Consider the following 19,674-nt stretch of genomic DNA (forward strand, 5'->3'; position numbering starts at 1 on the left):
CTTTTATCCTAATAAATATTTCAAAGCATCGCGTGCAATTTTTACTTTATCAAAGGCCTTAGCCCTAGTTTTAGCCTTATTTTTATACGCTTTTCTTAATTTATCGTCTTCAAGCATAGTCTTTAAACCCTGAAACATGGAGTTTTCATTATCTACTTCTACTAAAAGTCCAAATTCATCATCGCCAAAAAGCTCTCTTGCACCACTTTTATGATCAGTGCAAACCACCGCACAAGAACAAGCTAAGCTTTCAATTAAAACATTTGAAAAGCCTTCAAATACAGAAGCAAAAGCAAAAAATTCGCATTTAGCCATGTATTTATAAGGATTATTATCAAATCCTAAAAGCAAAACCTTTTCTTCTAAATTTAACTCTTTAATCAAAGCTAAAAGCTCATCTTTAAGCACACCTTCACCTAAAATCACAAGCTTTAAATCTATTTTCAATCTCGCATAAGCACGAATTAACAAAGCATGATTTTTACCTTTATCAAGCCTGCCTACACTTAAAATAAATTTATCTTTTAAAGCTATGTCTTCAAGGGCTTTTTGCCCTATGTTTTCTAAATCGATGGCATTGTATAAAATTTCACATTTTTTTGGATTTATACTAAAATTTTGCACCAAATCTTCTAAATTTCCCTTAGAATTAGGCAAGATTAAATCAGCTTTTGGGTAAAGCAAAGAAATTAAAAATTTATTTACCAAAGAATTAAAATTATTTTTCATATACATCACACTTGGCGTAGTGCATTCATTGATCACAAGGCGAGTTTTGTTTCCAAACATTCTTGCCATTAAAGCTATATAATTAGGTCGATTTAAAAAAACAAATTCTGTATCAATACCTAAATTTCTGCAAAGTTTTTTGTATTTTAAAGCCAAAAAAGGTAGTTTTAAAAATTTCAAAATAGGATTTTCACTAGGTTTTGAACATTCTAAAAAATGAATTTGACACTCTGGAATTTCATAAGAAATTTTATCATTCATCAAGATCAAATGCACTTCAAATTTCAAACTTAAAATAGGCAATAAAGTCGCCACAACTCTTTCAGCACCACCACTTCCTAAAGAATAAATAAAAATGCCTAATTTTTGCATAAAGCCACCCGAATTTTTGATAATTTTTCAATCATATTATTTGGAATTATACTTAAAATGAGTAATATCAAAGCAGGAGCGTTGATTTTTATACTTAGGCTTTTAAACAAACATTTGTAAAGGGCTTTATAATTTTTTGCAAGTTTTGCATAATAAGCTGCCATTTTATAATAACTCGCACAAGTTTTTTTATAATCTTTATCCTTACTCATTCTAAGTTCATTTTCTAAATTTTTAGCAAGCTCTAAATATCCCAAATACACCCTATAAGCATTTTTACTCGCCCCTAAAGTCACGCTATCTTGCCTAAAAATTCTATAAATCCTAAAAGCCTTATGGATATAAAAACTTTTTTCCTTGTATAAATTTACCCAAAGCGTGGCTTCATTGCCATAAAATTCTTCATTAAAACGCTTATTTTCAAGTAGGGATTTTTTAAAAACAGAAAAAAACTCTCCGCTAAATTTAGCCATTAAAAAATCTTTTTTAGAAATTTCACTATCTTTTTCCAAGCCCTTGCCGCTAAATTCCTTGCTTAAATTTCCTTCTTTTTCTATCAAACAATTTCCAAAAACATGAGCATAACCCTCATTTGCTTTTTGCATCAAGGTACTTAAAGCCCCAGATAAAAGCTCATCATCATCATCTAAAAAAGTTACAAACTCGCCACTTGCTTGATCTAAGCCATTGTTTTTATTGCCATTTGGACCTTGTTTGTAATTTTGATTTAAAAAATACTTAATGCGATCATCATCTTTTTGTAAATTTTGCACCACACTTTTAGTATCATCGCTAGAATTATCATCGCTTACAATAATTTCTAAATCTTTAAAATCTTGATTTTGTATGCTTTTAATAGCCTTTTCTAACAAAACTTGACGATTAAAAGTTGGTACTATAACAGAAAGTTTAGGCATTTTTAACCTCGGCTATAAGCTTAAGCCATTCTTCTTTGATATGAGAAATTTCAAAGTCTTTACACCTTTGTTTGGCATTATTTACAAGTTCTTTTCTAAAATTTTCATCATTTAAAACAAGTTCAAGTTTTTTAGCAAGTGCTATTTCATCATCACAACCTACCAAAAGCCCATCATGATTATCTTTGATTAAATCCTTAGCACCATTATAATAAGAACTTGAAATTCTACAAACCTCAAAATACAAACTTTCAATTAAAACCGTTGGCAAACCCTCTACAAAAGAACAAAGGCAAAGCACTTTTGCTTTTTCATAAAGAGCCTTGACATTTTCAACGCGTCCTAAAAAATCAACTTTTATTCCTAAAGATTTTACCTTGTATTCAAGTTCTTGCCTTAACTCTCCATCTCCTGCTATAACAAATTTATAATTTTCTTGTAAATTTTTATCCAAATGCGCTATAGCTTTTAAAAACATTACAGGGTTTTTGTTGTGATCTAAACGCCCTATAAAAAGAACCAAATTTTCCTTTTCAAAACTAGAATCAAAAGGAATTTCATCGCTAAAATGACAAGGGTTTAATAAAAGCTTAACCCTTTTTACAAATCTTTCATAATACACCTTATCACTGCTTCCAAGCACACTTAAAGCATCACAAAAAGGATAGCTTACCCTTCTTAAAAAACGCCAAATTTTAGGTTTTAAATACGCTTCATTACTATGCTCACTTATAATGAGTGGAGCTTTAAGCCCTATTTTCGCAGCAATACAAGCAATATTAGTCGTATCCAAAAAAGAAATAAAAACATCAGCCTTGCTTTCTTTCAAAGCCTTTCTTAAAGCAAAAAATTTCTTAAAACGACTTGCGATTTTATGATAAAGTGTGTCAAATCTAAATTGTTCCAAACTTGTAACTTTAACTTCATTTTCAAGCTTATAAAAAGATTCTCCTGCATGAAATTTAATAATACTTACTTCATGCTCTTTGCAAAGTGCATTAGCTAAGGTTACTAAAACACGCTCAGCGCCTCCTGAATTTAAAGTTGCGATAATAAAGCTTATTTTCATCATTTCTCCTCTTTAAGCTTACCGTGTTCTAAACGATAAACCTTATCACATTGTGTTATCGTAGAAAGGCGATGTGCGATAATAATCATGGTTTTATCTTTAGAAATTTTATAAATTTCATCCATAATTTTTGCTTCACTTTGAGTATCAAGCGCAGAAGTTGCTTCATCAAGCACTAAAATTTCAGGCTCTAAATATAAAGCTCTTGCTATAGCTATGCGTTGTTTTTGTCCCCCGCTTAAATTACTCCCCCCATCGCCCACTTTTGTTTGCACTCCTTGAGGTAAATTTTTTATAAAATGCTCTAAATTTGCTTGTTTGATAACCCTATTAAGTTTTTCTTCATCAACCGCATCTCCAAAAGTGATATTTTTAGCTATACTGTCATTAAAAAGATAGATATTTTGCGGGATATAGCCTATTTTTTGGCGATAATTTTTTGTATTATTTGCATTTAATTCTTGCTCATCAATTAAAATTTGCCCTTCTTTTGGTTTTAAAAGTCCTATGATAAGATCTACTAAGGTACTTTTTCCACAACCACTCTCCCCTATAAAAGCGATTTTTTCGCCTTTTTTAATATTTAAGTTAAGATTTTTAAATAAATATTTTTTTCCCTCATAACCAAAGCTAAGATTGCAAATTTTAAGCTCTTGATTAAAGCTTAATTTTTCCTCGCCCAAATTTTCTTCTTCTTGTCTTAAATTTTGATAAATAATATCCAAAGAAGAATGATAATAAAGCAAATCATGATAACTTGTAATAATACGATTTACACTTGGCATTAAGCGATAAAGCGCTAAAACAAAAATAGAAATCGTGGATAAAATACCTGAAATATCACTTTCATTTTTCAAAACCAAAAATACCACGATAAAAACAAGTACGCAAAAGCCTATTCCTTCAAGATAAATTCTAGGTACCGCAGCTACGCTTTCATTGGTAATATTTGCTTTAGAAAAAGCTTCACTTTGCGCTTTAAAAAGACTTAATACTCCATCTTCTTTGGTTTTAAGCTTAATAAATTTGAAATTATTTAAATTTGTATTTAAAATTTCAAAGAAATTTTTCATCGCTTCTTCGCGTCTTACTCCTGCTTTTTTAATGATAGGGCTTAAAATTTTCACTAAAATAAAGGCATTTAACACCATAAAAATACTTAAAAATAAAGTGATTTTATAATTAATCAAAAGCATTAAAGCATAAAGCAAAAGCACTACAAAAATTTCACTCATCAAAAGTAAAAATGATGAAATCATAGTGCTTAGATTATAAACTTCCCCTGTAATGGACTTTAAAATTTCAGATTGATTTTTTTGAGTAAATTTTTCATAATTAATATTTAAAAATTTAGAAAAAACCTTATAAGCGATCGCATGATAACGTCCTTTAGAAAATCTTGCCAAAAGATGAAAATAATACGCATTTAACAAAGCTCTAAATACATAAAAAACAATAAGCCCCACTCCAAAATAAACAATAATTTCAAAAACAGGGATATTAAGATATTCTTTTAAGCTGATTAAATATTTATTGCGATCAAAATAAGAAAAATCACTAGCCAAAGTGATAAAAGGCATTACCAAAGAAATCGCAAAAGTTTCTATAAAAGAAACAAATACTGAAAAAACAAGCAAGAAAAATAAAAAATTTTTATCTTCCTTGCTTAAAATAAAAAAAAGTTTTTTTAGCACTGTTTTTCCCAATCAAAAGCAGATTTACAAATAAGCTCTAAATCATCATATTTAGGCTGCCAAGAAGTAAGATTTCTGATTTTACTTGCATCAGAAATCAACACACTAGGATCACCCGAACGGCGTGGGGCAAGCTCTACTTTAAAATCCACTCCGCTAACTTTTTTCATCGCTTCAATCACTTCTTTTACACTAAAACCATATCCATAACCTACATTAAAAACATTGCTTTCATTCCCTTTTAAATAATCCAAAGCCGCTAAATGCGCACTTGAAATATCATCTACATGGATAAAATCTCTTATACAAGTACCATCTTTTGTATCATAATCATCGCCAAATATGAAAAGTTTATCACGTTTTCCTGCGGCACATTCGGCTGCAACTTTTATAAGCAAAGTCGCTTTTGGATAGCGTTGTCCTAAAGTATAATCCATACAAGCGCCTGCAACATTAAAATATCTTAAAATACAATGCTTAAATTCAGGGTTTGCCATACTTGCATCACGCAAAACCTCTTCGCTCATAAGCTTACTACGCCCATAAGGATTAATAGGTGCTAAAGGACTTGTTTCGCTCACAACGGGAGTTTGTGGTTCGCCATAAGTGGCTGCCGTTGAAGAAAATATAAATTTATTTACTCCAGTTTGTAAACAAGTTTCGATAAGATTTGTCGTATTAACAGTGTTGTTCATATAATATTTTAAAGGGTTTTGCATACTTTCAAAAACTTCAATGCTTGCTGCAAAATGCACAATAGCGTCAAATTTTTCTCTCTCAAACAATGCTTTTACGCCTTGAAAATCACTTAAATCTTGTTCAAAAAATTTAAAAGCTCTTATTTTTTGCAAATCTTCTATTGCGATTTTAGAACCCTTAGAAAGATTATCTAAAACACAAATTTCATGATCTGTTTTTAAAAATTGTCTTAAAGTATGAGAACCTATATAACCTGCACCACCGCTAATAAGAATTTTCACCATCATTCCTTTTTTTAAAAATGTCAAAAATAAATTTTAATATATTTTCTTAAATACTTAAGATCGAACTTTTGAAATTTCACTCTCACAAGCTTTTGCAAAAACTTCTGTATAAGAACGATCTGATTTTTTTGAACGCAAAAAATCTCTCATATAAGAAAGAAAATCAACATAATCTTCTTCACTAACATTAGCTTTAATAAGTTCATATTTTAAAAAAAGCATATAGGTGTTTAAAACATCACTTTCACAATATTCGTGGATTTTTTCAAGTTCATTTTCATAAAAAAGTTTCATCACCTCATCGCCATGCACATCATATTTTCCTGGCAAACCCACCATAGAGCAAAGTGTATCAAGCTTTATTCCACGCCCATTAGATCCTAAGGATTCCAACAAATCGCAATGTTTTAATTCTGAAAATCTTGTTTTATAATTATTCCATTTATCGCTTTGAGTATCCAAATAAGTTGCTGCTTTTAAATTGTATTTTAAAGCCCTTAAAACAAGAACAGGCATATCGAAATTTTTACCATTAAAGCTGACTAATTTTGGCTCATAATTTTCTATAAAATTGAAAAAATTCTCAATCATTTCTTTTTCATTTTGCCCATCAATTTTATTTACTTTGATAAATTTTCCAAAATTATCACTTAAAACCGCACAAATACTGATGATTTTATGATAAGGCAAAGGCAAAAACTCACTCCCGCTTTGTTCTTTTTGCCACTGAAGTGCTTTTAAACTTACCTCCAAATCACTTCCTTCAAAACCTAAAGTTTTACGGATAAGCTCAACATCTGGCACACTCTCACAATCAAAAACACAAATATAACCTTCATTTTTTGCCATTTTTAACCTTTTTTTAAATAATTTCGCTAAAATCATAGCAAAAATTTTAAAATATTAGGCTTTTAATGAAAATAGCAATTGTTCGTTTATCAGCACTTGGTGATATTATCCAAAGTGCCGTGGTTTTGCAATTTATCAAAAATTTTAAAAAAGATATAGAAATTCATTGGTTTGTAGATGAAAAATTTGAAGGCATACTTAAAAACCATCCTTTAATAAACAAACTCTATGCCCTGCCCTTAAAAGACAAAAAAATTTTGAAAAGCCTAAAAATTCTTCTTAAAGCAAAAAAAAACAACTATAATGCAGTAATAGATCTACAAGGGCTTATAAAATCTGCTATTATAAGTCGAATTTTAAGTAGAAATAATTTTGGTTTTGATAAAAATAGCCTTAAAGAAAGTTTTGCTCATAATTTTTACAACCAAAAACTTGAGTTAGATTACAATGAAAATGTATTTGTAAGATACTTAAGTCTTACCTCCTTTATGTTAAATACTGATTTTAATGTCAAAAATTTAGCCTTTAAACAAGATGTTTTCAATGTAGATGAAAATTTAAAACAACTCTTAAACAATAAACTCAAGCTCGGTAAAAACGAAAAAAACATACTTATACATGTGGGTTCAAGTGTAGAAAATAAAATCTACCCTAAAACCAAACTTGCTATACTTTGCAAACTTTTAATCAATGAATTTCAACAAGCAAAAATTTGGCTCGCTTGGGGAAATGTAAAAGAATATGAATTTGCCAAAGAGGTTTTAAATCTTAGTGGTATTGATGAAACACATATAGAATTAGCGCCAAAATTTAGCCTTGAAGAGTTAATGGCTTTTACAAAAATGGTGGATCTTATCATAGGAAATGATAGTGGTCCAACACATTTAGCTTTTGCTTTAAACAAAGCATCTATTACGATTTTTGGTGCAACACCAAGCTACCGCAATGCTTTTCAAACCCATATCAATAAAATCATTGATGCAGGTAAAAAAATCCAAAATGCCAAGCATATCGATAAAAGTGATTTTTGTATCACGCGTATAGAAGAAGGAGATATCTTCAAACTTGCCAAAGGCTTACTTAATGAAAAATAGCGATAGAATATATCTTAGTCTTTATTATATTTTGAAATTTTTTGTTACTTTTATGCCTGAGTGTATCTTGCATTTTTTAGCTTTGATTGTAGCAAGAATCACTTTTTATCTTAACAAAAAACATCGCAAAATCATCGATACAAATTTGCAAATCTGCTTCCCTCAATACACTCAAAAAGAACGAGATAAATTGTCTTTGAAAATTTATGAAAATTTTGCTCAATTTGGAATTGATTGTTTGCAAAATCAAAACACCACCAAGGAAAAAATTCTCAATAAAGTAAATTTTATCAATGAAAATTTTCTTACAGACGCTCTAGCTTTAAAGCGTCCTATTATCTTCACAACTGCACACTATGGAAACTGGGAAATTTTAAGCCTTGCTTATGCAGCTAAATATGGTGCGATCTCCATAGTGGGAAAAAAGTTAAAAAGTGAAGTTATGTATGAAATTTTAAGCCAAAGTCGCACCCAATTTGACATAGAACTTATCGACAAAAAAGGCGGTATAAGACAAATGCTAAGTGCTCTAAAAAAAGAGCGAGCTTTGGGAATTTTAACCGATCAAGACTGCGTAGAAAACGAAAGCGTAAGATTAAAATTTTTTAACAAAGAAGTGAATTATCAAATGGGAGCAAGCCTTATCGCACAAAGAAGCAATGCTTTGATCATCCCTGTTTATGCCTATAAAGAAGATGGTAAATTTTGCATAGAGTTTTTTAAAGCAAAAGATTCTCAAAATGCAAGTTTAGAAGAACTGACACTTTATCAAGCACAAAGTTGCGAAGAAATGATTAAAAAAAGACCTTGGGAATACTTTTTTTTCCATAGACGCTTTGCAAGTTATAATGAGGAAATTTACAAGGATGCAAAATGAATCTAAAGCAAATAAGCGTTATTATCATCGTAAAAAATGCAGAGCAAACCTTGCTTGAGTGTTTAAATTCTTTAAAAGATTTTGATGAAATTATTTTACTTAACAATGAAAGTAGTGATAATACCCTAAATATAGCTAATGAATTTAAAAAAGATTTTGCTAATTTGTACATTTACCACAGTGCTTTTATAGGTTTTGGAGCTTTAAAAAATCTTGCTTTAAGCTATGCAAAAAATGATTGGATTTTAAGCATTGATGCTGATGAAGTACTTGAAAATGAGTGTATTAAAGAGCTTAAAAATTTAGAACTTCAAGAAGATAATATCATCGCACTTAGTCGGAAAAATCTCTATAAAGGCGAATGGATAAAGGCTTGTGGTTGGTCGCCTGATTATGTTTTAAGAATTTTTAATAAAAATTTCACTCGTTTTAATGATAATTTAGTGCATGAAAGCCTTGTTTTACCAAGTAATGTTAAAAAAATTCATCTTAAAAATGGATTAAGGCATTATGCTTTTAGAGATATTTCTCACTTAATCAATAAAATGCAGTACTACTCAAGCCTTTGGGCAAAACAAAATATACATAAAAAAAGTGGTGTTTTAAAAGCAAATTTAAGAGCTTTTTGGACTTTTTTTAGAAATTATTTTTTAAAAAATGGCTTTTTGTATGGTTATCAAGGCTTTACGATCAGCGTTTGCAATGCCTTAGGGACTTTTTTTAAATATATGAAATTATATGAACTTCAAAAGCAAAAGCCAAAAACTTGTGCTTTAATAATAACAACCTATAATCAAAAAGAACGCCTTAAATTAGTGCTTGATAGTGTTAAAAATCTAACCTTTTTACCCAATGAAGTTTTAATCGCAGATGATGGTAGCAAAGAAGATACAGCAAGGCTTATTGAAGAATATCAAAAAGATTTTCCTTGCTCTTTAAAACACATTTGGCAAGAAGATGAGGGTTTTCGCGCTGCAAAAAATAGAAATAATGCCATTAGAGTTTCTAAAAGTGAATATATAATTTTAATTGACGGTGATATGATTTTAGAAAAAGACTTTATAAAAAATCATTTCGAATTTGCGAAACGCAAAGTAATTTTACAAGGTTCAAGAGTAATTTTAAATAAAAATGAAAGCGAAGAAATCTTAAAAAATGATGATTATAGTTTAGCTTTTAGTAAAAAAGATTTTAAAAGCTATAAAAATTCTTTTTTAGCCAAAATTATCTATAAAATTTCAAAAATAGATCAAAAATTTTTTAATACCAAAGAAATAATAAAGGGAAGTAAAACCTGCAATATGAGTTTTTTTAAAGCCGATTTTGATGAACTTGATGGTTTTAATGAAAATTTTATTGGTTGGGGTAGAGAAGATAGTGAATTTGTGGCTAGATTTTTATTTAATAAAGGCATTTTTAGACGCTTAAAATTTAAAGCTATTGCTTATCATATTTATCATGAAGAAAATAGCAAAAAAATGCTCGAAAGCAATCATCAAACTTATTTAGATACCATCAAAAATAAAAAAATTTCTTGGAGATAAAACATGAAGAAAATAGGTGTAGTTATACCAATATACAACGTAGAAGAATATTTGAGAGAATGTTTAGACAGCGTCATCAATCAAACTTATACTAACTTAGAAATCATACTTGTAAATGATGGTAGTACAGATGAAAACTCACTCAATATAGCCAAAGAATATACTTTAAAAGATGAAAGATTTATACTTTTTGATAAGAAAAATGGGGGTTTAAGTTCAGCTAGAAATGTAGGTATAGAATACTTTAGTGGGGAGTATAAATTAAAAAACAAAACTCAACATATAAAAGAAAATTCTTTAATAGAATTTCAATTGGATGGTAATAATCCTTATAATATATATAAAGCATATAAAAGCTCTCAAGCTTTTAATAATGAAAAAGATTTAACTAATTTTACTTATCCTAATATAGATTATATTATATTTTTAGATAGTGATGATTATTGGGAGTTAAACTGCATAGAAGAATGTGTTATAAGAATGAAAAATGTGGATGTATTGTGGTTTGACCATGATTGCACCTATGAAGACAATATAAAAAATAAGCACAAAAAAACAAGGATGGAAATTTTTGATTTTAAAAAAGAATGTATAATCACTCCAAAAGAATATGCAAATCGAGCATTAAGTGTAGGATCTAGAGATATTTCTTTTGGATGGAATGGAATGATTGATTTTAATTTTTTAAAGAAAATTAAACTTAAATTTATAAATTTTATTATCAATGAAGATATACACTTTGGGATAATTTTGTTTGCTAGTGCTAATAAAATTTATGTTTTATCACAAAAGTTGTATTTATGCCGTTTAAGAGCAAACAGTATATCAAATCATGATAAGAAGATTACAAAAGCAAATGTGTCAGAGTATTTTAAAGATATATATGAAACTTTCGGGGAAAACGCTAAGGAAGCAAAAAATTATTTAAAAGCAGCAAGCAGGGTTACAACTGCTTTAAAATTGATAGAATTTTTTAAAGATCAAAAAAGCGAAAATGCACTTGCTATAAAAGAAACATTTTTACCTTGCTATGCCAAAAAAGCTTTAATGATTAAAAAATTTAAAAAAGATCCTTTAAATTTAAAGGAACAATTAGTTTTAATTAAGCCTTTTATTCAAACAAAACTTCCTTACGATATTTGGAAATTTTGGCAAAAAATAAAAAAAATTAATTAATTTTTAGGTATAATCACTATAATTATAGGAGAAAATATTTTATATGCTATTTCAATCATACTTTGTGAAAATAATTTGCTTATTCATTCCTTTTAGAAAAATTAGACATAAAATAAAAAAAACATTTTTACTAAAAAACATACAACGAGATAAAATCGATTCTTATCTACCAAAAAAAATTCTTATACAAATTAATAAATACAACAATGAAGATTTAATTAAACTTAATAAAGCTATTACAGGAGGGGGGGGGCATAAAGGATATTTTAATTATGATGAAAAATCTAAAGATCCAAAATCTCCTTTGAATCCTTGGGCTTTTATACGAGTAAAAAATGAAGCTATTACCTTAAAAGCTTCTCTTGAAAGTATATTGCCTGCTATCCAAAGAGGTGTTATAGGATATAATGATTGTACCGATGGAAGTGAAGAAATAATTCTAGAATTTTGCAAACAATATCCTTCATTTATACCAATAAAATATCCTTATGAAATTCAAATTCAAAACCCAAAATCAGAAGAAAATAAACTCTATAGCTATTATAATTATGTTGCAAGTTTTATACCAAAAGATGAGTGGCTTATAAAAATAGATGTGGATCATTATTATGATGCAAAAAAATTATATAAGAGTTTTTATATACCTAGAAAAAATTATCATGTAATTAGTTACTCTAGGATAGATTTTATATTTAATGAAGAAAAATTTTATGTTTATCGGAATAAGGAGGGGGAGATTTTAAAAGCTCCTGGAGATTGTTTAGCAATACAAAACACTAACTTATTTTGGAAAGAAATACTTATTGAAGATGATACATTTAAGTGGAATACTGCAAAAAATAATATAGAGAATGCAAAATCATATGAAATTTTAAAAGTTAGAAATAGAATTTATTTTACTACAGAACTTAATAATTATCATTTTCCATTTATAAAAAATTATAGAAAAAATGATTATAAGCAGTTAAATTGGGTTAGCTTAGATGATTTTATTAAAAATTATAAAGAAAAATTAAAAAATCAAATAGATTTTAAAATGCTAGAATACAAAACATTAAAAAAAGTGTACGAAAAGCTTACATCTTCAGCAAGCGATAAAATTTAAATTGGATTTTTTTAAAAAAAATATTGATTTTAAAACAAAGAACATTTCGCTTGCTTGATAATGAGTATTTTTCAATTAATAAAAAATACTCAATTAATTTAAGCAAAGTTAAGTTAAAATTGTAATTATATTGCATCTTCTTTAGAAGATATAGAACATTATCTTGTTCTTGTATATTTGTTTTTATATTTTGCAATGTTAATGTTTTGGTTATAGAGAAATTATTTATTTGATAATTGTATAAATTTTTACTCAAGTGAAATATAGTATTTGAAATATTTATCAAAGGGTAGTATAATAAAACATCTTCAGCCATATTTATTTTAGCATTTTCTAGCGATATTAAACCAACAGCCTTGAGATATAATTCTTTTTTTATAACTTTTGCCCACACTGTCCAAAATAAATTTTTAGTTTTTAATAGTTCTTTTAAAAAATCTTTTTTTGCATAACATTTTTCTTGAAAATTCAACTTTCTTTCTATTTTATTATTATTTTCCAATACAAATGCATTAAAAAAATAATAAATCTATTTCATTGTTTTTTAAAATTTTCATACATTCTTCACAAGCATTAAGTTCTAAATAATCATCAGGGTCTAAAAACATAATATATCCCCCCCCCAGCTGCCTTAACTCCTTCATATCTAGCTCTTAAAAGACCTAAATTTTCTTCATTGTGAATTATTTTTATTCTTTCATCTTTTTTGGCATATTCTTTAGCTATATCTATACTTTCATCACTCCCACAATCATCAACTACAATTATTTCTATATTTTTAAAAGTCTGATTGATACAACTTTCTATTGCCCTTGCTATATATTGTTCCACATTATAAGTTGGTAAGATGATTGAAATTTTAAACATATTTATTCCTTATTTTATTATAATTTAATTATAACATAAAATCTATTTTGATAAAATCGTTAAAAATAAATCTTGATGGAAAATAATCATGAAAAAAGTTATTATTTCTGGAAATGGACCAAGTTTAAAAGAAATTGATTATTCAAGACTACCAAATGATTTTGATGTATTTAGATGTAATCAATTTTATTTTGAAGATAAATACTATCTTGGTAAAAAATGCAAAGCAGTATTTTACAATCCTAGTCTTTTTTTTGAACAATACTACACTTTAAAACATTTAATCCAAAATCAAGAATATAAGATCGAACTAATTATGTGTTCTAATTACAACCAAGCTCATCTAGAAAATGAAAATTTTGTAAAAACTTTTTACGATTATTTTCCTGATGCTCATTTGGGATATGATTTTTTCAAACAACTTAAAGAATTCAATGCTTATTTTAAATTTCACGAAATTTATTTCAATCAAAGAATTACCTCAGGGGTCTATATGTGCACAGTAGCCATAGCCCTAGGATACAAAGAAATTTATCTTTCTGGAATTGATTTTTATGATAATGGGGGGGGGTATGCTTTTGATACCAAACAAAAAAATCTTTTAAAATTGGCTCCTAATTTTAAAAATGATAATTCACACTATATCGGACATAGTAAAAATACAGATATAAAAGCTTTAGAATTTCTAGAAAAAACTTACGAAATAAAGCTATATTGTTTATGTCCTAACAGTCTTTTAGCAAATTTTATAGAACTAGCACCAAATTTAAATTCAAATTTTATCATACAAGAAAAAAATAACTATACTAAAGATATACTCATACCTTCTAGTGAGGCTTATGGAAAATTTACAAAAAATATTAATTTTAAAAAAATAAAAATTAAAGAAAATATTTATTACAAGTTGATAAAAGATTTATTAAAATTACCTAGCGATATAAAGCATTATTTCAAAGGAAAATAAATGAAAGAAATAAAAATACAAAATATAATCATAAGTGAAGAAAAAGCACCCTTAGTCGTACCTGAAATAGGCATTAATCACAATGGCAGTTTAGAACTAGCTAAAATTATGGTAGATGCAGCCTTTAGCGCAGGTGCTAAGATTATAAAGCATCAAACCCATATCGTTGAAGATGAGATGAGTAAGGCCGCTAAAAAAGTAATTCCTGGTAATGCAAAAATAAGCATTTATGAGATTATGCAAAAATGCGCTTTGGATTATAAAGATGAGCTAGCACTTAAAGAATACACAGAAAAATTAGGTCTTGTTTATCTTAGCACACCTTTTTCTCGTGCAGGTGCAAACCGCTTAGAAGATATGGGAGTTAGTGCTTTTAAGATTGGTTCAGGTGAGTGTAATAATTATCCACTTATTAAACACATAGCAGCCTTTAAAAAGCCTATGATAGTTAGCACAGGAATGAATAGTATTGAAAGTATAAAACCAACTGTAAAAATCTTATTAGACAATGAAATTCCCTTTGTTTTAATGCACACGACCAATCTTTACCCAACCCCGCATAATCTTGTAAGATTAAACGCTATGCTTGAATTAAAAAAAGAATTTTCTTGTATGGTAGGCTTAAGCGACCACACAACAGATAATCTTGCGTGTTTAGGTGCAGTTGCACTTAGAGCTTGCGTACTTGAAAGACATTTTACTGATAGTATGCATAGAAGTGGCCCTGATATAGTTTGTTCTATGGATACACAGGCTTTAAAAGAGCTTATTATACAAAGTGAGCAAATGGCTATAATGAGAGGAAATAATGAAAGCAAAAAAGCAGCTAAGCAAGAACAAGTTACAATTGATTTTGCCTTTGCAAGCGTAGTTAGTATTAAAGATATTAAAAAAGGCGAAGTTTTATCTATGGACAATATCTGGGTTAAAAGACCTGGACTTGGTGGAATTAGTGCGGCTGAATTTGAAAATATTTTAGGCAAAAAAGCATTAAGAGATATAGAAAATGATACTCAGTTAAGCTATGAGGATTTTGCGTGAAAAAAATCCTTTTTATAACAGGTACTAGGGCTGATTATTCTAAGATTAAATCTTTAATGTATAGGGTGCAAAACTCAAGCGAATTTGAGCTTTACATCTTTGCAACAGGAATGCACTTAAGCAAAAATTTTGGCTATACAGTTAAAGAGCTTTATAAAAATGGCTTTAAAAATATTTATGAATTTATAAATTATGATAAATATTATCAAACTGATAAGGCTTTAGCTACTACAATTGATGGATTTTCAAGGTATGTAAATGAGCTAAAACCTGATTTAATCGTAGTGCATGGAGATAGAATCGAGCCTTTAGCAGCAGCTATTGTTGGAGTATTAAATAATATCTTAGTAGCACATATTGAAGGTGGAGAGATTTCAGGAACTATTGATGATAGCTTACGCCACGCTATATCAAAACTAGCTCATATTCATTTAGTAAATGATGAGTTTGCAAAAAGGCGTTTAATGCAGCTTGGAGAAGATGGAAAATCTATTTTTATCATAGGTTCGCCTGATTTAGAACTTTTAAACAATAATAAAATTTCACTTAATGAAGCAAAAAAATATTATGATATAAATTATGAAAACTACGCTTTGCTTATGTTTCATCCTGTTACAACTGAAATTACTAGCATTAAAAATCAAGCAGATAATTTAGTAAAAGCACTGATACAAAGTAATAAAAATTATATTGTTATTTATCCAAATAATGATTTAGGTTTTGAATTAATCTTGCAAAGCTATGAAGAGCTTAAAAACAATCCTAGATTTAAGCTTTTTCCATCGCTTAGATTTGAGTATTTTATAACTTTGTTAAAAAATGCTGATTTTATAATAGGTAATTCAAGTTGTATTTTAAAAGAGGCCTTATACTTAAAAACAGCAGGGATTTTAGTTGGCTCAAGACAAAATGGAAGACTTGGCAATGAAAATACACTAAAAGTTAATGCAAATAGTGATGAAATACTAAAAGCTATTAACACCATTCATAAAAAACAAGATTTATTTAGCACTAAGTTAGAGATTTTAGATAGCTCAAAATTATTTTTTGAATATTTATTAAGCGGAGAATTTTTTAAACTCAGCACACAAAAAGTTTTTAAGGATATAAAACATGCTTAAAAAAATCATTTCTTTATATAAAAGATACTCGATTTCTAAAAAATTGGTTTTAGATAATGAGCATTTCATTAAGGAAAATAAAAACATCTATGGAAAAAAACATAAGGGCTTTTTTGACTTTGATGAAAAGGCTAAGGATGTGAAATCACCCCTTAATCCTTGGGGATTTATCAGGGTTAAAAATGAAGCTTTAACCCTAAGAGTTTCTTTAGAAAGTATACTACCTGCTTTACAAAGAGGAATTATAGCTTACAACGACTGTGATGATGGGAGTGAAGAGCTTATTTTAGAATTTTGCAAGCAATATCCCAACTTCATTGCTAAAAAATATCCTTATAAAGTAGATCTAGAAAATCCTAAAAATGAAGAAAATAAACTTTACTCTTATTACAATTGGGCAGCATCTTTTATACCCTTAGATGAGTGGTTTATAAAAATCGATGTGGATCATTACTACGATGCCAAGAAGCTTTATAAGAGTTTTTATAGGATTGATCAAGAAAATAAAGCCTTATGCTACCCAAGAATTAATTTTATAATCTTAAATGGAAATATTTATGTGCAAAATAGTGGAAATTATGGATTCATAGGGGGGGGGATCAACTCTTGATTAAAAGAAGAAATAGTAGCTTTATAGAAAGAAGGGTTTCAAAAAAAAGCCAATGGATAGATCCTAAGGGACTTATAGAAGAACTCTACTCCGAGCAACAAGTCTTATCTCAAGGAGTGAAAATACTACAAGCTCCCCTACTTCAGTGGCATTTTCCTGCCTTAAAATACCGCCGAAACGATTACCAACAATATTTAGATATCTTGAGTTTAGAAGAATTTCAGACCTTTCATCGTAAGAGCAAAGAGGCTAAAAAAATAGACTTTGCCATGCTAAAACGCCCTGTAATCGAGCAAATATTAAAGAAATTTCAAGGAGAGATAAAATGAGCTTAGCAATAATCCCTGCTCGTGGTGGCTCAAAGGGTATTAAAAATAAAAATTTGGTTTTATTAAATAATAAACCTTTAATTTATTACACCATTAAAGCTGCACTAAATGCTAAAAGCATTAGTAAAGTTGTTGTAAGCAGTGATAGTGATGAAATTTTAAATTATGCAAAAAGCCAAAATGTTGATATTTTAAAACGCCCAATTAGCCTTGCACAAGATGATACTACAAGCGATAAAGTGCTTTTACATGCTCTAAAATTTTACAAAGATTATGAAGATGTAGTTTTTTTACAACCCACTTCGCCGCTAAGAACAAATATTCATATTGATAAAGCTTTTAATCTTTATAAAAATAGCAATGCAAATGCCCTAATTAGCGTAAGCGAATGTGATAATAAAATTCTAAAAGCCTTTGTTTGTAATGATTATGGCGATTTAGCAGGGATTTGTAATGATGAATATCCTTTTATGCCAAGGCAAAAATTGCCTAAAACTTATATGAGCAATGGTGCAATTTATATTTTAAAGATAAAAGAATTTTTAAACAATCCTAGCTTTTTGCAAAACAAAACCAAGCATTTTTTAATGGATGAAAGCTCAAGTTTAGATATTGACTGTTTAGAGGATTTAAAAAAGGTTGAACAGATATGGAAAAAATAACCTTAAAATGCAATAAAAATATATTAAATTTATTAAAGCAATATAATATTTATACAAAAACTTACATAGAAAATCCTAGAAGATTTTCAAGACTAAAAACCAAAGATTTTATAACCATTCCATTGAAAAACAATCAATTAGAGAGTGCGGCGGGGCTGGGGATAGAAGAATATTGTGCTTTTAAATTTAGCAATATCTTACATGAAATGGGTTCATTTTCTTTTAGCGGATCTTTTCTACCTCATTATGCAAAAGTTGGAAGGTATTGTTCAATTGCTGATGGGGTTTCTATGTTTAACTTTCAACACCCTATAGATAGAATCAGCACTGCAAGTTTTACCTATGAAACAAATCATAGTTTTATTAACGATGCTTGCCAAAATCACATCAACAAAACATTTCCTATAGTTAACCATAATCCAAGCTCATCAATAACGCATTTAATTATACAAGATGATGTTTGGATAGGAAAAGATGTTTTGCTTAAACAGGGTATCACACTTGGGACTGGATGTGTCATAGGACAAAGAGCTGTAGTTACTAAAGATGTACCACCTTATGCTATAGTTGCAGGAATTCCAGCCAAAATTATCAAATATAGATTTGATGAAAAAACAATAGAAAGATTATTAAAAATTCAATGGTGGAGATATCATTTTGCTGATTTTTATGATATTGATCTTAATTTAAAAATAAACCAATATCTTGACCTACTAGAAGAAAAAATCATAAAAAAATCAATTTCCTACTATAATCCAAATAAACTTTATTTTAGAGATATTTTAGAACTAAAATCAAAAAAAATTTTTAATCTATTTTAATCTATTTTTCACCCCTACTTCCTCTCTCTCCAAAACTTCAAATAATTTCTGATGAAATTCATCATGTAAAAACTCTTTGGAGAGTCTTTTTATGATTTCATTACTTTTCTTTTTATCATAATAATTTTGATTTAAAATTTCTTTATTTTTATTCTCATATCTTCCATTTGGATTAAATTCGTAATGATAAATGCAAGTTTTAAAAACAGCTATTTTCTCGCAAAACATAAAATAAATATAACAAAAAAGCACATCTTCGCCGTAACTCAAACGCTCATCGATTTTAACCTTTTCAAATTTAACCTTTTCAAAATTTTTTAAGATGATATCTTTTCTAAAACACTTCGCCCAAACTGACCAGCAAAAATGCCTTTGTTTGCTTAAGAATTCTAAAAATTCTTTTTGATTAAAAACTCCATCTTGTTTAAAACGATAAAATTGTTTGGTTTTTACCCTATGTACAAAGGCATCAAAACAAAGCAAATCAAAACCTTTTTTCATCTCTTTAAACGCTATTTCACAAGCACCAGGTGTCAAAAAATCATCACTATCTAAAAACATTATAAAATCAGAACTAGAATGCAAAACTCCTAAATTTCTACTTGCAAAAGTGCCTAAATTTTCTTCATTTTGAAAGATTTTTATCCTTGGATCTTTTTTAGCAAATTCTAAAACCATATTTAAACTATTATCTTTACTTTTATCATCGATAATCAAAATTTCAATATCTTTTAAAGTCTGATTTATACAACTTTGCAAAGCTCTTAAGATAAAATCACAAGAATTAAAAAGCGGGATTATGATCGAAAGTTGTGGCATATTTTTCCTAAATTTTGTTAAAATAATAAAA

At 28.4% G+C, this 19,674-nt stretch carries 19 protein-coding genes and 1 pseudogene; 12 read left to right on the forward strand and 8 right to left on the reverse strand.

Features of this window, described 5'->3' with window-relative positions:
- Positions 1 to 3: 3 nt before the first annotated feature.
- Genes pglJ through AT682_RS06015 form a run of 6 tightly spaced genes read right to left on the reverse strand, consistent with a single transcriptional unit; the run spans position 4 to position 6,613 of the window.
- The gene (gene pglJ / locus AT682_RS05990) at positions 4 to 1,101 is read right to left on the reverse strand and encodes an N-acetylgalactosamine-N,N'-diacetylbacillosaminyl-diphospho-undecaprenol 4-alpha-N-acetylgalactosaminyltransferase (protein WP_002882939.1); all 1,098 of its coding nucleotides are present in this window, start codon (positions 1,099 to 1,101) and stop codon (positions 4 to 6) included.
- Complete coding sequence (gene pglI, locus AT682_RS05995) at positions 1,089 to 2,018, reverse strand: GalNAc(5)-diNAcBac-PP-undecaprenol beta-1,3-glucosyltransferase (protein WP_002882940.1); 930 nt, start codon at positions 2,016 to 2,018, stop codon at positions 1,089 to 1,091. The genes pglJ and pglI overlap by 13 nt, the downstream gene beginning before the upstream one ends.
- Entirely contained in the window at positions 2,011 to 3,090 is a 1,080-nt protein-coding gene (gene pglH / locus AT682_RS06000; protein ID WP_079460667.1) for a GalNAc-alpha-(1->4)-GalNAc-alpha-(1->3)-diNAcBac-PP-undecaprenol alpha-1,4-N-acetyl-D-galactosaminyltransferase, read from the reverse strand. The genes pglI and pglH overlap by 8 nt, the downstream gene beginning before the upstream one ends.
- The gene (gene pglK / locus AT682_RS06005; protein WP_002883263.1) at positions 3,087 to 4,781 is read right to left on the reverse strand and encodes a BC-type lipopolysaccharide transporter PglK; all 1,695 of its coding nucleotides are present in this window, start codon (positions 4,779 to 4,781) and stop codon (positions 3,087 to 3,089) included. The genes pglH and pglK overlap by 4 nt, the downstream gene beginning before the upstream one ends.
- Complete coding sequence (gene galE, locus AT682_RS06010) at positions 4,775 to 5,761, reverse strand: UDP-glucose 4-epimerase GalE (RefSeq protein ID WP_002883265.1); 987 nt, start codon at positions 5,759 to 5,761, stop codon at positions 4,775 to 4,777. Before galE ends, pglK begins: the two co-directional genes overlap by 7 nt.
- Positions 5,762 to 5,818: 57 nt before the next feature.
- Entirely contained in the window at positions 5,819 to 6,613 is a 795-nt protein-coding gene (locus AT682_RS06015) for a 3'-5' exonuclease (RefSeq protein WP_002883266.1), read from the reverse strand.
- A gap of 65 nt (positions 6,614 to 6,678) precedes the next feature.
- Between AT682_RS06015 and waaC the strand changes: the two genes are divergently transcribed.
- Genes waaC through AT682_RS06040 form a run of 5 tightly spaced genes read left to right on the forward strand, consistent with a single transcriptional unit; the run spans position 6,679 to position 12,409 of the window.
- Complete coding sequence (waaC, locus tag AT682_RS06020; RefSeq protein ID WP_002883267.1) at positions 6,679 to 7,707, forward strand: lipopolysaccharide heptosyltransferase I; 1,029 nt, start codon at positions 6,679 to 6,681, stop codon at positions 7,705 to 7,707.
- Positions 7,697 to 8,584 carry a lipid A biosynthesis lauroyl acyltransferase HtrB gene (gene htrB, locus AT682_RS06025; RefSeq protein ID WP_002883268.1) on the forward strand — a complete coding sequence of 296 codons (888 nt, stop codon included), beginning with the start codon at positions 7,697 to 7,699 and terminating at the stop codon, positions 8,582 to 8,584. The genes waaC and htrB overlap by 11 nt, the downstream gene beginning before the upstream one ends.
- Positions 8,581 to 10,128, forward strand: a complete 1,548-nt coding sequence (locus AT682_RS06030) for a glycosyltransferase family 2 protein (protein ID WP_002883269.1) — start codon at positions 8,581 to 8,583, stop codon at positions 10,126 to 10,128. The genes htrB and AT682_RS06030 overlap by 4 nt, the downstream gene beginning before the upstream one ends.
- A gap of 3 nt (positions 10,129 to 10,131) precedes the next feature.
- Positions 10,132 to 11,304 carry a glycosyltransferase family 2 protein gene (locus AT682_RS06035; protein WP_052802058.1) on the forward strand — a complete coding sequence of 391 codons (1,173 nt, stop codon included), beginning with the start codon at positions 10,132 to 10,134 and terminating at the stop codon, positions 11,302 to 11,304.
- Between the two features lie 43 nt (positions 11,305 to 11,347).
- On the forward strand, positions 11,348 to 12,409 hold the full coding sequence (locus AT682_RS06040; protein ID WP_002882966.1) for a beta-1,4-N-acetylgalactosaminyltransferase: 1,062 nt from the start codon (positions 11,348 to 11,350) through the stop codon (positions 12,407 to 12,409).
- Here AT682_RS06040 and AT682_RS09410 read toward each other — a convergent pair.
- Positions 12,381 to 13,276, reverse strand: a pseudogene (locus AT682_RS09410) (glycosyltransferase family 2 protein). The gene AT682_RS06040 and the pseudogene AT682_RS09410 sit on opposite strands and share 29 nt — an antisense overlap.
- An 88-nt stretch (positions 13,277 to 13,364) precedes the next feature.
- On the opposite strand from AT682_RS09410, the gene AT682_RS06050 reads away from it, so the two are divergent.
- Genes AT682_RS06050 through AT682_RS06075 form a run of 7 tightly spaced genes read left to right on the forward strand, consistent with a single transcriptional unit; the run spans position 13,365 to position 18,824 of the window.
- The gene (locus AT682_RS06050; protein WP_002882964.1) at positions 13,365 to 14,240 is read left to right on the forward strand and encodes an alpha-2,3-sialyltransferase; all 876 of its coding nucleotides are present in this window, start codon (positions 13,365 to 13,367) and stop codon (positions 14,238 to 14,240) included.
- Positions 14,241 to 15,281: an N-acetylneuraminate synthase gene (neuB, locus tag AT682_RS06055; protein WP_002882963.1), complete on the forward strand. Its 1,041-nt coding sequence runs from the start codon at positions 14,241 to 14,243 to the stop codon at positions 15,279 to 15,281.
- Positions 15,278 to 16,402 carry a UDP-N-acetylglucosamine 2-epimerase gene (neuC, locus tag AT682_RS06060; protein WP_002882962.1) on the forward strand — a complete coding sequence of 375 codons (1,125 nt, stop codon included), beginning with the start codon at positions 15,278 to 15,280 and terminating at the stop codon, positions 16,400 to 16,402. Before neuB ends, neuC begins: the two co-directional genes overlap by 4 nt.
- Complete coding sequence (locus AT682_RS06065) at positions 16,395 to 17,012, forward strand: glycosyltransferase (RefSeq protein ID WP_016818193.1); 618 nt, start codon at positions 16,395 to 16,397, stop codon at positions 17,010 to 17,012. Before neuC ends, AT682_RS06065 begins: the two co-directional genes overlap by 8 nt.
- Positions 17,009 to 17,341, forward strand: a complete 333-nt coding sequence (locus tag AT682_RS09630; RefSeq protein WP_016818192.1) for a hypothetical protein — start codon at positions 17,009 to 17,011, stop codon at positions 17,339 to 17,341. The genes AT682_RS06065 and AT682_RS09630 overlap by 4 nt, the downstream gene beginning before the upstream one ends.
- A complete protein-coding gene (locus tag AT682_RS06070; protein WP_002869017.1) occupies positions 17,338 to 18,003 on the forward strand; it encodes an acylneuraminate cytidylyltransferase family protein in 666 nt (221 codons plus the stop codon). Before AT682_RS09630 ends, AT682_RS06070 begins: the two co-directional genes overlap by 4 nt.
- Positions 17,991 to 18,824, forward strand: a complete 834-nt coding sequence (locus AT682_RS06075) for a CatB-related O-acetyltransferase (RefSeq protein WP_002882959.1) — start codon at positions 17,991 to 17,993, stop codon at positions 18,822 to 18,824. The genes AT682_RS06070 and AT682_RS06075 overlap by 13 nt, the downstream gene beginning before the upstream one ends.
- Here AT682_RS06075 and AT682_RS06080 read toward each other — a convergent pair.
- On the reverse strand, positions 18,816 to 19,643 hold the full coding sequence (locus AT682_RS06080; RefSeq protein WP_002869015.1) for a glycosyltransferase family 2 protein: 828 nt from the start codon (positions 19,641 to 19,643) through the stop codon (positions 18,816 to 18,818). The genes AT682_RS06075 and AT682_RS06080 overlap by 9 nt on opposite strands.
- Positions 19,644 to 19,674: the final 31 nt, after the last annotated feature.

Source organism: Campylobacter jejuni (assembly GCF_001457695.1).
GTDB lineage: Bacteria > Campylobacterota > Campylobacteria > Campylobacterales > Campylobacteraceae > Campylobacter_D > Campylobacter_D jejuni.